Origin of the sequence: Mesomycoplasma hyorhinis ATCC 17981, from assembly GCF_000383515.1 — a bacterium.
Lineage (GTDB): Bacteria > Bacillota_I > Bacilli_A > Mycoplasmatales > Metamycoplasmataceae > Mesomycoplasma > Mesomycoplasma hyorhinis.
This window is the reverse complement of the sequence record NZ_KB911492.1, coordinates 24,199-37,893: the sequence shown is the minus strand read 5'-3', so window position 1 is coordinate 37,893 and position 13,695 is coordinate 24,199. Positions and strand designations below refer to the sequence as shown.

The 13,695-nt window shown below is 23.6% G+C and carries 15 protein-coding genes; 9 read left to right on the top strand and 6 right to left on the bottom strand.

Going from position 1 to position 13,695, the window contains the following annotated elements:
• Positions 1-325 (bottom strand): restriction endonuclease subunit S (locus F801_RS0102420; protein WP_027332473.1); only part of this gene is annotated, 325 nt, incomplete at its 3' end.
• Between the two features lie 135 nt (positions 326-460).
• On the opposite strand from F801_RS0102420, the gene F801_RS04375 reads away from it, so the two are divergent.
• From F801_RS04375 to F801_RS0102405, 3 genes are read left to right on the top strand one after another with little or no spacing between them, the layout of a single operon-like run.
• A complete protein-coding gene (locus F801_RS04375) occupies positions 461-634 on the top strand; it encodes a hypothetical protein (protein WP_014335447.1) in 174 nt (57 codons plus the stop codon).
• A gap of 10 nt (positions 635-644) precedes the next feature.
• A complete protein-coding gene (locus F801_RS0102410; protein ID WP_020104598.1) occupies positions 645-2,231 on the top strand; it encodes an ATP-binding cassette domain-containing protein in 1,587 nt (528 codons plus the stop codon).
• 12 nt (positions 2,232-2,243) lie between these two features.
• The gene (locus tag F801_RS0102405) at positions 2,244-3,872 is read left to right on the top strand and encodes an ATP-binding cassette domain-containing protein (RefSeq protein ID WP_020104597.1); all 1,629 of its coding nucleotides are present in this window, start codon (positions 2,244-2,246) and stop codon (positions 3,870-3,872) included.
• A 42-nt stretch (positions 3,873-3,914) separates the two neighbouring features.
• Here the strand turns inward: F801_RS0102405 and F801_RS0102400 are convergent, their stop codons facing one another.
• Together F801_RS0102400 and F801_RS0102390 are read right to left on the bottom strand one after the other, a co-directional pair.
• Complete coding sequence (locus F801_RS0102400) at positions 3,915-4,799, bottom strand: RluA family pseudouridine synthase (RefSeq protein WP_014335450.1); 885 nt, start codon at positions 4,797-4,799, stop codon at positions 3,915-3,917.
• 495 nt (positions 4,800-5,294) lie between these two features.
• Positions 5,295-5,822, bottom strand: a complete 528-nt coding sequence (locus tag F801_RS0102390) for a DUF402 domain-containing protein (protein WP_014335452.1) — start codon at positions 5,820-5,822, stop codon at positions 5,295-5,297.
• A 211-nt stretch (positions 5,823-6,033) separates the two neighbouring features.
• Between F801_RS0102390 and F801_RS0102385 the strand changes: the two genes are divergently transcribed.
• The 5 genes from F801_RS0102385 to F801_RS04435 all read left to right on the top strand — a co-directional run bounded on the left by F801_RS0102385 (position 6,034) and on the right by F801_RS04435 (position 8,846).
• Positions 6,034-6,870 (top strand): ECF transporter S component, encoded by an 837-nt coding sequence (locus tag F801_RS0102385; RefSeq protein ID WP_014582504.1) that lies wholly within the window; start codon positions 6,034-6,036, stop codon positions 6,868-6,870.
• Positions 6,871-7,031: 161 nt separating this feature from the next.
• Positions 7,032-7,202, top strand: coding sequence for a hypothetical protein (locus tag F801_RS04370; RefSeq protein ID WP_020104596.1), 171 nt, complete (start codon positions 7,032-7,034; stop codon positions 7,200-7,202).
• A 222-nt stretch (positions 7,203-7,424) separates the two neighbouring features.
• Positions 7,425-7,679, top strand: a complete 255-nt coding sequence (locus F801_RS04535) for a class III lanthionine synthetase LanKC N-terminal domain-containing protein (protein ID WP_443871608.1) — start codon at positions 7,425-7,427, stop codon at positions 7,677-7,679.
• Positions 7,642-7,995 (top strand): hypothetical protein, encoded by a 354-nt coding sequence (locus F801_RS0102370; RefSeq protein ID WP_020104595.1) that lies wholly within the window; start codon positions 7,642-7,644, stop codon positions 7,993-7,995. Before F801_RS04535 ends, F801_RS0102370 begins: the two co-directional genes overlap by 38 nt.
• A 110-nt stretch (positions 7,996-8,105) precedes the next feature.
• A complete protein-coding gene (locus tag F801_RS04435) occupies positions 8,106-8,846 on the top strand; it encodes a BUD32 family EKC/KEOPS complex subunit (RefSeq protein WP_230493928.1) in 741 nt (246 codons plus the stop codon).
• An 80-nt stretch (positions 8,847-8,926) separates the two neighbouring features.
• Here the strand turns inward: F801_RS04435 and F801_RS0102355 are convergent, their stop codons facing one another.
• The 3 genes from F801_RS0102355 to efp are packed head-to-tail and all read right to left on the bottom strand — an operon-like array spanning position 8,927 to position 11,641.
• Positions 8,927-10,774, bottom strand: a complete 1,848-nt coding sequence (locus F801_RS0102355) for a transketolase (RefSeq protein WP_013302192.1) — start codon at positions 10,772-10,774, stop codon at positions 8,927-8,929.
• Positions 10,767-11,078 carry an MMB_0454 family protein gene (locus tag F801_RS0102350; protein WP_014335458.1) on the bottom strand — a complete coding sequence of 104 codons (312 nt, stop codon included), beginning with the start codon at positions 11,076-11,078 and terminating at the stop codon, positions 10,767-10,769. The genes F801_RS0102355 and F801_RS0102350 overlap by 8 nt, the downstream gene beginning before the upstream one ends.
• Before the next feature lie 2 nt (positions 11,079-11,080).
• The gene (gene efp, locus F801_RS0102345; protein ID WP_014335459.1) at positions 11,081-11,641 is read right to left on the bottom strand and encodes an elongation factor P; all 561 of its coding nucleotides are present in this window, start codon (positions 11,639-11,641) and stop codon (positions 11,081-11,083) included.
• A 192-nt stretch (positions 11,642-11,833) separates the two neighbouring features.
• Here efp and pepF point away from each other — a divergent pair, with 192 nt between their 5' ends.
• Positions 11,834-13,660 (top strand): oligoendopeptidase F, encoded by a 1,827-nt coding sequence (gene pepF, locus F801_RS0102335; protein ID WP_020104592.1) that lies wholly within the window; start codon positions 11,834-11,836, stop codon positions 13,658-13,660.
• Positions 13,661-13,695 lie beyond the last annotated feature (35 nt).

The following is a 13,695-nucleotide window of genomic DNA, read 5'->3' as shown; positions in this document are numbered from 1 at the left end:
TAAATTGTGGAATGTTCCCTGCAGTCATTGATTTTTGAATATCTGCCATTTGAAAAACAAATAAAAAATATCGATAATTGTAAATTATGTTTCTTTTAAAAATTAATAAACCAGAATTAGAAACACTGAATTTTTCGTTTCTATAAAACACTACACCAGCATAATCTCTGGTGGTTCAAGTTAAACATTCTAAATCATATTTATATGAACTTATATAACCCATTGTTCCATTATTGGTGGTTTGCGATGAATAAACAGGATACTTGCCAGGATTATTTTGAATTTCATATTTAGAAACAAATCCTCCTCCATCTAATTCAAACAACTCTCCAACCTTACACTGTTGTCAAGTGAGTGTAAAAGAATCTTTTTATTTCTTAAAAAAAAAAAAAAAAAAGAAAGAAAGAAAGAAAGAAAGAAAAGTAAAATTTTCTTATATGAAAGAAAGGAGAAATAATATATGAAAATTTCATTATATGATAATAAATTATCTAATTTTTTTATTTCACTTTTAGATAAAGTAGATAATTTGGAAAATATTGTTCTCAAAGATAATATTGATAAGATAAAACAAAAAATTTTAAAAATCACTTTAACATTTTTTGTACAAAAATATATAATGAAAATTTTATAGAAAGATATTTATGAGCATTTTAAAAATTTTATCATTTGATAAAACCAAAAATATTTTTATCTTTGTGCTACAAAATATCTTTGTAGCATTTTTATCATTAAATTTATATTTATACAAATATATTGTTGATTATTTTTTAAATGAAATTAAATTTGATGAGTTTTTAATTTGATTATTAATTTGTTTATTTTCACTTGTTTTATCTATAATAATTCAGTGGATTTTAACTGCTTTTAAGATATCTGTTACTAGAAAAACATATAAATTACTTCAAGAAAAAATAATAGATAATTTATCTAATCAGAGTTTTTCTCAAATTAGCAAACAAAGAAATAAAACCGTTGCATTGTTTAATGAATACTTAGATTCAACAATGCTTCTTTTGGAGATTTTCCATGATTATTTATTTAAATTTATTTCTTCGTTTACAATACCATTAGTTTTTATATTTGTTTTAAGTCAATGATCTTGAATAATGTTTTTAACAATAATTTTTTCACAGTTTTTAATTCTTGCCTTTTTTATAATAATTATTCCAAGATTTCAATATAAATTCCAAATATTAATGCAAAAATATGAAGAATATGCTCAAAAACAGGTTAAAACTTTTTCATTATTTTCTATATTTTACTTCTTTAATAAAGTTAATATTTTTAATAATTTAATATTTAAAAAAACTGAAAATATATATGCAAATAAATTTAAATTTAATCTAAAAACAGATTGAGCAAATTCATTTGGAAATTTTATTTCAGTTTTATTTGTTGGAATTAGTATAGTTGAAATTGCTTTACTAATTTATAATAATTTCATAGGAAAATCAAGCTTTATTCTTTTGCTTTCTTATTTAATAATTATTAGTTTTTCTTTTACTCTTTTATTTAATTCAATTTTTCCTTTAATGACATATGGTCCAACATTGAAAAAAATATTAGAAACACACGAACAACCAAGTTTTAAAGTTGAAAACATAGATAAAATTAAGTCAATAAAATTAAATAATTTATCATATAAAAGTAATGAAAATGACTTCATTTTTCAAAATTTAAATCTTGAAATTATGCAAAATAAAAAATATGCAATAGTTGGAGCTTCAGGAAGTGGAGAATCAACACTTTTAAAGTTAATAGCTAATTTAGAAACAAATTACGAAGGTACAATTTTGATAAATAATGAAGTTGATACAAAAGAATTAAATCCTAAAAATACATTAAAAAACATTGGATTAATTGACAATCAAAACACAATTTTTAATGATATTTTATTGAATAACATAGTTATGTGAGATGACAATCCAGACCTAGAAAGAGTGGAATCACTAATAGATGAATTTAAAATTAAAAAATTATCACTTGATACTGAAGTAACTTCTGATTCTTTATCTGAAGGAGAAAAACAAAGAATAATTTTAGCTAGATTAAAATATGGAAACTTTGATATTTGGTGTTTAGACGAAGCGCTAGATAATATAGAAAAAGAGTTTAGTAATCTTATTTGATCTAACATTTTAAATCAACAAGATAAAACAATTATTGCTATTAGTCATCATTTTAATGAACAAATATTAGAGCAATTTGGTGAGGTAATTAGGCTATAAAAAGAAGGAAAAATGAGTACAAAATCAAAATTATTTTTATTTAATATTTGAAATATTTTTTATGTTTTACAATATTTAATTACATCTTTTGTTATTACAGTTGCTCCTTACTATTTGTTTACATTTCTAGAAGAACATAACTATCAAAAACTTGTTATTACTTCACTTATTCTAATTCTATCTTTTATAGTTTCTGCTGTTTTTACAGGTTATCATAATGCTGTTTTTACAGGTTTTATAAATATTTTAAAACTCAAACTTGTTTCTAAAACAATTAAGGTTTTTGATAAGGTTAATTTAAGTGAATATAACAAAAATTCTGAAGGTTATTATTATTCACAAATTAAAAACAACATTGGAGAAAGAATTGAAAAATATTATTTAGCATTAATTGAAATTTTGAAAAATCTTTTATATATAATTGCAATTTTAATTTTTGCGTTTTATACCAAGTGAATTCTTGGAGTTACTATAGTAGCTTTGTTAGTATTATTTTTTAATTTTTCTTTATTTATAAAGCCAAAATTAAAAAAAACATTTATTGCAAAAACAGAATCTTGAAATAAATTTAATGAAAATATAACAGGTATCATTTCTTATTTACCAGCGTTGTATACTCTAAATAAAAAAGAAAAACTTAATAAATTATTTGCAAAAAAACTAGATGCAAATTTAAATGTTTACAATAATTATTTAAAAACTTCTAAGTTTTTTTCTTTAATTTCAGAAAATTTAAATTTAGTTTTTAAACTTTTTGTAAGTGGTGTGATAATAGTTTATTTTGGTTTAGTTCATAAAAATGATGTATTTGAGTTGATTAAATCAGTTTCAATTATTGCATTTGTTGGTTCTTTGTTAGATAACTTTTTTGATCATCTAAATGAAACAATTGAAGATATTTTAAAATTTCTTCAAGTAAAAAAGGCCAAAAAAGAAATTCAAGATACACAAAATATTGCACCATTTAATTTAACACTTACAGTAAGTGCATTTAACTTAGAAAATGAAGTATTTTCAAGCATTTTAATTAAAAATCTCTCTTTAAAATTAAAGGATAAAACATTGTATAACAATAAAAATTTAATTATATATCCAGCTAAAAAATACATTATAAAAGGTTCAAATGGTTCAGGTAAGTTTACGCTTGCCAGAATTCTTTTAGGTCTTGAGAAAAACTATGATGGAAATGTTTTACTAAATGCTAAATATGAAGTTAAAGAGATTGATTTTAAATGAATAAACAAACACTTTAACTATCTAGCAAATAACTCGCTTTTACTTGAAGCAAATATAGAAAATAATATTGTTTTATTTGAAGAAAATTCTGATAAAAACAAGCTAAATAACCTAATTGAAAAATTAAATTTGCAAACAATAGATAAAAATAAAATCTTAGGACAAGAAGATGATAATGATGTCTCAACTGGTCAAATGCAAAGAATAGTGTTAGCAAGAAATTTATATTTTAAAAAAGATGTGTTAATAATAGATGAAGGATTATCTAACATTGATAAAGAAAATTTGGAAATTGCTCTAAATTTATTATTAAATGATCAAGACCTTACATTAATTTATATTTCACATCATAATGACAACAAAAGAGAACAAGCATTTGATTATATAATTTATTTAGATAAATAAAAACTTACTATTTTTAGTAAGTTTTTTTAATATTAACAAATTTTATTGATTTACAATATCAAATTCTTTTGGTAGTTTTGAATTAAATTTTAAAGTTTTACCATCAATATTTATAAATTCAATTTCATAAGCATGAAGTCTTTGATTAAAATCATCAACTTTTTTACCATAAACAGGATCGCCATAAACAGGATGTTTAATATACGCTAAATGAACTCTGATTTGATGTGTTCGACCAGTTTCTAATTCACATCTTACAAAGGAAAACACTTTCTTTTTATAATGAAAATATTTTTCAACAAAGACATGAGTAATAGCTTCTTTGGAATTAAAATGAGATACACTCATTTTCTTTCTGTTTTTTTCATCACGAGCAATTGGTAAGTTAATATGACTGATTTGATTCTCTAGTTGACCTTCTATAATTGCGTAATATTTTCGCTTGATTTTTCTTTCTTTTAATTGCTGAGCTAAAAAATTATGCATTTTATCGTTTTTAGCAACCAACATAAGACCAGAGGTATCTTTATCAAGTCGATGAACAATTCCAGGTCTTAGAGAACCATTGACATTTGAAAGCTGAGCAAATTTGTAAACTAAAGCATTTACTAATGTATTTTCATAATTTCCAGGAGCTGGATGAACAACCATATTTGTTGGTTTATCAACTACGATTACATTTTCATCTTCAAAAACAATTTTAAGTTCAATATCTTGTGCTTTTGCAATGATATTCTGTTCTTTTTCTTGATAATGAACTTCAATTTGACTTCCTTGTTTGAGAATAAAATTTTTCTTATTTACAATTTGATTATCCACTCAAACTTGATTGTTTGCAATAATTTCTTGAACAAAAACTCGACTAAGTTCGAGTTTTTTTCTTAAAAAAATATCTAATCTAGTTTGCTCATCTGCGATTAATTTCATTTTTTTCACAATAAAAATTATAACAAAATAAGTTATTATGCTTTTTCAAGATTTTAAAAATTCTTCTTGAGTTTTATTTTAGGAATATAATTTAAGTACAAATATAATCAAAGAGGTTAAAAATATGTCCGAAGAATTTTTATATACATCAAAATGTAGGTGTAAACAAAAAAGATGGCAAATGATATGTAGAATCTTCAGATCCAGATAATGAAACTAAAATCCAAATTTTAAAATCTAATTCAAAGAAACAATCTCATTTTTCAAAGTAAGATTTTGAATTTGTAAAAAATTCTAAATTTAAAGTTAAAGAGTCTCTTTCCAAAGCAAGAAACATAATCCCTAAAACTGAAAAATTATTATCAGATATTGAAGAAGATTTAGAAGATTTGGAAGAAACCTTTGAAGAGAATACAGAAAAACAAACTTCTAAATAATAAAAATAAAAATCACTTAAATTAAGTGATTTTTATCTATAATTTTATATAACTTTAGCTAAGAATTTTTTTCTGCAAGCTTTAGATAATTCAAGACAACTTCATTATCAAATATATACTTACTTTTTAGATTATCTCTTATTAGTTCGTTTATTTGATCTATTAAAACGTCTTTTAGTTTATGAGAATACTTCATTTTTAAAGAATTTGTAAAAAATTCTAAAACATCTAAAATTTTTATTGTTTTTTGCGGGCAAATTTTTAAATCCAAATCAAAATCTATATATTTTACTGTGTTATCTTCTAAAATAAATGGCGATGCTAAGTTGATATAAATATTTACCTCATTTGCTTTAAATCTTACTAGTGCATTATAAAACTTGTGTTTTGGAAAGATTCATAATGTAGGTTCTTTTACAACTCAATGTGATTTATCACTTTTAACTTTAGACCATTTTAGGTTCAATATCAAGTGTTTTGATGTATTTTGAACAATTTTAGCTGTATTTCACTGACAATAAAGTTTGCCATTAAATTTATAAGCTTGCACATTAATTGTGCTTTGCTTTTCTTTATCTTTAGACATCATACCTATTTTTTTTACTGGTTTTTACTAAAGTTGAATTAATCAAGTTTTAATCTTGAATAATTTGCAATTTTATCACTATTTTTTTAATTATGTATTTTTTAAAAAGTTTTTTATTTTTGTATTAATTTAAAAATTTATCTATAAACTTATTTTAATATAATGTTTTTTAGATTAAATTTTTTATAAATTTAAAAAGAAAGAAGGTGTTATGAAAATTAATTGAAAAACTTTTTTCCTATTTTCAACATTTGATATTGTAATTAGTGGTTTTTTATTAGCAATATTTTCAGCGTTAACGTTTATTTTAAAAGTACATTTACCTTCTAGGTTTAATGTAGCTTTTGAAATTCCTTTCTATTTATTTTTAGGAATTATTTTAGGTACATTTAAAGGTGCTGTTGTTGCTTTTATATTTGATATTATGAACGCATTAATTAAAGGACAAATTCATCTTTGAGCATATGAGTATGGAATTATTCCTCCTCTTATTGCTATTATTGCATCAGGATTTCTCTTTTTGTTAAATTCTAAAAGGGATATTTGACTTCTTCTTCCAACAGTCCTTACTTTTATAGTTGCATCTGTAGTTTTAATTTACTACCTCAAAATGCCTGATTCAGAAATTCAAAGAACTTCTAAATCCTGAAAAGGGATTTTTAATAAACAATTAATTATTGGTCTTTTAGCTGTGATTTATTCATTTGCTTTTTTTGTTGGTGGAACATTATTGTTTCTATATCATAAAACACATAATAGAAAATGAAGATTGGCATTTGTAGTTTTTGTTATTTTAGTATTTATTTTTGTTGTCTTTAGATATTTTTGACATCCAATTGCATTTGTTAGATACTACAATAGATTTTTAAACAGAACAGGAAAAGATAGATATATTTCACAGTATTTCTTTTTTTATTTAACTCCAATAATTCTTAAATCTACAATTACACTTCCTGTTTATACTTTTTGTTTAGTAACCTTGACTCCATTAGTTTTAGATTTAAACAAAAAACATAATTTTAAATCCAGACTGGGATGGATGAAATAAAAGTCTAAAATTTTTATAACCCATTTTTTAAAATAGTAAAATTTATGTCTTTTTTAAAAAAGAGTAAAATTTTATTGTAAAAATTAACTTAATAATGTTTTGTATTTTAAAATTTTTTTACATTTTACTTTAATATAATTCAATTTACATAGAAAGTATATATGAACAATTTATCAACTATTTTACTCAACGCAAATTTACTAAATAATTTGGATTCTTTAGATTTTAATAAATTAAACACTAGTTATAAAGAAATGAATTTAGCAGCAAAACAAAATGAACTTGAAAAAATTGACACAAATCAATGCACAATAATTATTTATAAAAAATAATTATTATAATTAAATTATGGTTGTCTCTTCATCAAATGTTAATTATAATGTATCAAAAAATGAAAATTTTAAGTTTTTAATTTTTCATAATTACCCGCTACTATTTCAAGGTTGAAAAATTCATATAGCTCCCAGAATAAGGGATTACTACAAAGTTATAAAAATTATTTACACATATTGTGTAAATAATTTTTTAGAATTTAAGCATTTAAAAACCATAAATTAGCCAAGATTTATTCTTCAAAAAGTTTAGATTTGCAAATGTACGGTAAATTAATTACAATTTATCCAAAAAATGAAGAAGATTTTAAACTACATATCGAAAATTTGTATCAACTATTAAAAAAATATAAAGGCTTAAATATTTCAGTAGACAAGCAGTACAAAAATTCTATTATTTTTTATAGATTTGGAACAAATCATAGCAAAAGACCATATTTTGTTAATCCCATTACTCAGAAAAAAAGAACCAGATAGAAGTAAATCATATTTTTATTTACCTTCATTTGTAAAGGATGTTTTTGCAGAAAAACCAAAAGATTCACCTAAACTTTCACAATATAGATTACCCTATAACATATATCAAAATACTTCTGGATTTATTTTTTTAGGTGCTAAACAAAATGAAAATAAATTACTAACACTAACAGTTAAACAAACTCACATTTATACTTATTTTGATTCAAAAGTTGCTTTGGTGAGTTTAAGAAAACGTGAACAAAAGTTTTGAAAAATTATTAATCCATCTATTTTTATAGAATCATTTTTTGAAAACAACTTTTTTATACTGTAAAAGAGTTTATAAATGGTAGAGATTTAGGAAATGTATTAAATTCTAATCTAATTTATTCATTAACTAATCACGAACATTATTCTAAATTTTTGTTTAATTTAATTATAAATTTGGTAAAAACAATTGATTTGCATCATAAAAATAACATTATTTTAAAGGATATTAATTTAGGAAATTTCATTATAACAAACAAGAATAAATTTCACTTTATAGATTATGATTTTTCTTTTTTCACTAATGAAGATTTTAAAAAGAAATTTGATTTAAAAAATAATGTTATTTTAGATACAGATTTATTCCAAATTGATAAATCAAATAAATTAACTCATTTTCAAAAAGATTATTTTAAGTTAGCAATTGTACTATTACAACATTTTTTTAATCATTTTTACTTTAAAAAAGATAAATATTTATTTTCTTTGGATTTGTTGTTGTTTTGAAAATTTACAAAGTTTTTTGGTTTAAAATCTTATATTTTTCAATCACTTAATTTACTTTTATACAAAAATCCAGAAAAAGTTAATTTTGTACAAAAATTAGAAAAAATTAAACAAAAATGCTATAAAAAAGAAGCATTTTTAATGTTTTCAGAAAATTATATAATCAATAAAGTGCAAAATATTTTAGCTAAAAATCCAAAAATTAAGTTTAAATTCGAAAGTTGAAAACATAAATTGATTTTTTCTGTTATTAATGATTTAGAGTTTGAAAATACAGAAAACAAAAAAGTTCATTATAAAAATATCTATAAATTAAAAATATCAAGTTTAATTTTTTATTGTTTTTATCTTTTGAATGATTTTAATAAAAATAAAAATTCACAAAATAAAAAAATGTTGAAAGAATGATAGATCCCCTTTTCTATTTTTCTAAAAAAAAGGGGATCTGCTCACAATTTTGTTCATATTTTTTTTATTATTTATTTAAAAAACTATTTGTTTACAAAAGTTTTAATTTTTTTAATAATTGCTTCTTTTTCAAAGCCAATTTGTTTTAGTATATCTTTTACTGGAGCAGAAATTCCAAATGTATCAATTCCTATGTTTAAACTAGCGTGTTTTGTTCAGCCAAAAGTTGAAGCCAATTCAATAGAAACCGCTTTAGAAGCATCTCAAATAGGTGTGTTTTGTCAATTAGATAAAGAAATTAAATTAAAATCTAATTCATTAGCAATTTCTTGTGCAATAGCTAATTCTGAACCAGTAGCTATAACTGCAAATTTAGATTTAGATTTTCTTACAAGGTAAGCTCCTTTTTTAAATTCTTCTTGATTTGTGTTTGCTAAAGAAGTAATATTTTGTCTAGTTAAAACAATAACAGTTGGTGTTAGTTTAGAATTTATTGCAATTTCATATGAAGCTTTTACTTCTTTTTCATCAGCAGGACGTAAAACATTTAAATTAGGAACAGATCTTAACATAGCAAGTTGTTCAATTGGTTCATGTGTTGGACCATCTTCACCAACTTGAACTGAATCGTGAGTAAAGATATAAGTTACAGGAAGCTGCATTAAAGAAGAAAGTCTTAATGCTGGTTTTAAATAATCAGCAAAAACAAAGAAAGTAGAAACAAAAGGCTTAAAGTGAGAGTGAAGAGCAAGTCCATTTGCAATTGCTGCCATTGCAAACTCTCTAACTCCAAATAGAATATTTCTTCCTTTTCTATTTTTTATAGAAAAATCTCCATCTGCACCTTTTGCTTTAGTTGAGCTACTTAAATCAGCACTACCACCTATTCAAGATTCAAGATTTTTGTTTAAATGCTCTATAACAGCACCTGAACTTGCTCTAGTAGCAATGTTTTCTTTAATATCAATTTCAATTTTTTGCTCTTTATCAGAAGCTAAAATTCAATTTTGGAGTTCTTTGGAAACTTTGAAGCTATTAAAAGCATTTTGAGATCTTTTAATCAATGTATCTTCATAGAATTTTTTTACTTCTTGAGGTAGTTCGAATTCATCATAAGTTCAATTTAGATTTTGCTTTAAAACTTCAATATCTTTACCTAATGGTGCACCGTGCACTTCTGAGGTATTTGCTTTTGGAGCTCCTTCACCAATTATTGTTTTTACTTCAATAAATGAAGGTAAGTTAGATTGTTTTGCTTTAGTAATTGCTTGATCAATAGCATCAACTTCATTTTTTTCCACAAGGATATAATTAAATCCTAATGCAGTCATTTTTTCTTTTACATCTTCAGTAAAAGTTGCTTCTACTCTTGTATCTAATTGAATATTATTTGAATCATATAAAACAATTAATTTGTTTAATCTTAAGTGTCCAGCTAATGAAAATGCTTCATTTGCTACACCTTCTTGAATATCACCATCTCCACATAAAACATAAGTGTAGTGATCAATTTCTTTAAATTTTACTTCTAAATGAGCTTGAGCAATTGCAACTCCAGTAGCGATTGCAATTCCTTGACCTAATGGTCCTGTTGTTGCTTCTACTCCTTTTGTGTGTCTGTATTCTGGATGCCCTGGAGTTTTAGAGTTTAATTGACGAAATTGTTTTAAATCTTCTTTAGAGATCAATCCAATTACTCTTAATAGTGAATATAATAAAGCAGATCCGTGACCAACTGATAAAATAAAACGATCTCTATTAATTCATTGTGGATTTTGTGGATCAAAATTCATATGTCTAGTAAATAAAGTATGAACAATATTAGCAGCACTTAAAACAATTCCAGGATGCCCTGAATTTGCTTGATTAACAGCAGCAACTCCGTTCATTTTTAAAGTATTAATTGCTAATTCTTCTATATTTTTATGCATTTTTTCTCATTTCTTTGTTAAATATTAAATAAATATTTTCAGGCTCAGTATTAATTAATAACTTTATTGCCTCTCTTGTTTTGCTTAAAATTTTATTAACAGTAGTTGCATATTTAAAGTTAGCTTTGGTGTTGATATAAAGTTTGAGAGTCAAATTTGTTGACTTGAGGTTAATGTTGACATCCAAATGCTTGATTGTGAAGCTATCTAGTTTGTTTAGCGCCTTTTTAACTTGTGAACTAAAAGCTTTTTTATATACTAAATATTCTTGATTTAAAGAATAATTTACAACTACAAAATTCATTATTAATCTCCTCTTGAAACGTATTTTCCTGTTTCAGTAGATACAATTATTTTTTCACCTTCTTTAATAAATAGAGGAACATCGAGTTCATATCCAGTTTCAACAATCACTTTTTTTGAAGGATTAGAAGAAGTATTTCCTTTTACAGCGTCATAAGCTGTTGTTACAATTAATTCAACTTTTGGTTTTAGTTCAATATCTAATACTTCATTTTTGTATTTTCTAACTAAAACTTTTGCTCCTTCAACTAAAAAATTTACTTCTCATTGAACTTTTTCAATGTCAATACTAATTTGTTCATAATCAGTATCATTCATTAAAACTATGCTTGTTCCGTCGTTGTATAAATAAGACATTGTTAATTTTTCAATATGAGCTTTTTCAACTTTGGTTCCACCTGAATAGGTTTTTAAAGTAATAGCTCCTGTTTTTAGGTTTTTCACTTTTGTTTTGACATTGGCTTGACCACGACCTTGCTTGGAATGTTGTGATTCAATCACAGCATAAATTTGCCCGTCATCTTTAAAAGTAATACCTGGTTTAAATTCGTTTACGTTAATCATTGCTTTTTCCTTTTTTAGTTAATAAATAAGTTCTAAATTGAGTTAATTTTACTTTATTTTTCTTGCAAAATAGAAAAAATTCTTTTTTATTGAAAATTTGAATTACTAATAAAAAATAAAAAATTAATAAAAAATGCAAATTTTCTAATTTTTATTGTATACTTAATGAAAAAATGCAATTAGGACAAAAATATGAAAACTTATAGAAAATATTCAGACATTCCAAAACAGTACAGATTTGATTTAGACTTCCTTTTAGAAGGTCGTACTATTGAAGACAAATTAGCAGGTATGGATGAGTATATTTCACAACTAATTGCCAAAAAAGATAGTCAATTTGATACAGTTGATAATTTTTTAGCCTATCAAAAGCTTTCAGAAGAATTCGCAATTTATAATAATAAAGTTTTAAATTACATTTCAAATAAACTAAATACAAATTTAGTTGATGCAGAAACTAATAAACTTTTTGGTCAATACAAGTTTAAAATGAGTAATTTTTATTCATCTTTGGGTTCAATTCAAAATCTTTTTTTTGCTAAGAAAGATTTAATTAATCAATATAAAAATGATCCAAGAGTTAAAAATTACAGATTAGAAATTCAAAAATATCTTGATTTTGAAGCACATAGATTAAGTGATGATGTTGAAGAATATTTAACTAAAACTTCTTTTGGTCAAGTTTCTTTAAGTTCAACTTTTGCAGTTTTAAATAATTCAGAAACAAAGTTCAAAGATGTAATTTCTGCTTCAAATAAGAAGCATTCTTTAACAATTGCTACACTTTCAACACTTTTGAAAAATAAAGATGAAGATATTAGAAAGCAAGCTTACAATAATTACTTAGATGCATATTTAATGCATAAAGAAACTTATTCTTCTTTATTATATCAACACATTAAAAAACAATCCGTGGATGCTAAAGCTAGAAACTTTAACTCTTTAATTGAATATTGTTTATTTTCCGATCGGATTAGTGTTTCTTTGTTAGAAAATTTATTTAAAAATGTGCAAAATCATACAAATATTTACAATAAATTTAAAAAAGCTCGTAACAAATTTTTTAAATTTAAGTTTAATAAGCCAATGAAAGATTGAGATAATAAAGTTTCGTTGGTTAAAATCAAAGAAAATTATAGCATTGAAGAAGCTCAAAACTTAGTTCTTGAATCTTTAAAGCCTTTGGGATCAGAATACACAGATATGATTAAAAAGGCTTTTAAAGATTGTTGAGTTGATTACAACAATGTTGCCAATAAAAGAAGCGGAGCTTATTCAATTGGTGCTTCTTATGGTTTAGATAAAAAATACATTTTAATGAATTATGATTTTACTTTTAATTCAGTTTCTACTTTAGCTCATGAATTAGGACATTCAATGCATTCATATTTTTCAGATACAAGATTGCCTTATTCATTAGCTAGTTATCCAATTTTTTTAGCTGAAATTGCTTCAATTTTTAATGAATTAATGTTAGTTGATAAAGCTTTTGAACAATCAGAAAATGACTTTACTAAGTTTAAATTACTAGAAGATTCAATTTTAGAGTTTTATCAAGTAGTAATTAAACAAACAAAGTGGGCTGAATTTGAATATGAAATGTACAATTTAATTGATAAAGGGCAACCAGTTAATTCTTACACAGAAATCGAAAAGGTTTACGTTGATGTAGTGAATAAATATGAAATGGAAGCTAACAAAGTAAAATTAGGTGATAAAAGCAATATTTACTCAGTAATTGTTCCTCATTTTTATTATGGTTATTATGTATATAAATATGCTATAGGATATATCGTTGCTAATGTGTTTTTTCAAAGGTACAAAAAAGAAGGAAAAGCACAATTGCAAAATTACATTGATAAATTCTTATCAGCTGGAGGATCTAATTGACCTGCTTTAGTTTTAAAAGATGCAGGAATAGATTTAGAAGATTCCAAAATTTATCAACAAGCTTTTAGTATACTAGAAGATAACGTTGAAAAATATATAAAATTAGGTAATAAACTATTTAAAAATTAGTAATTTACTTTCTATTTTAGAAAATAAATGAAAAT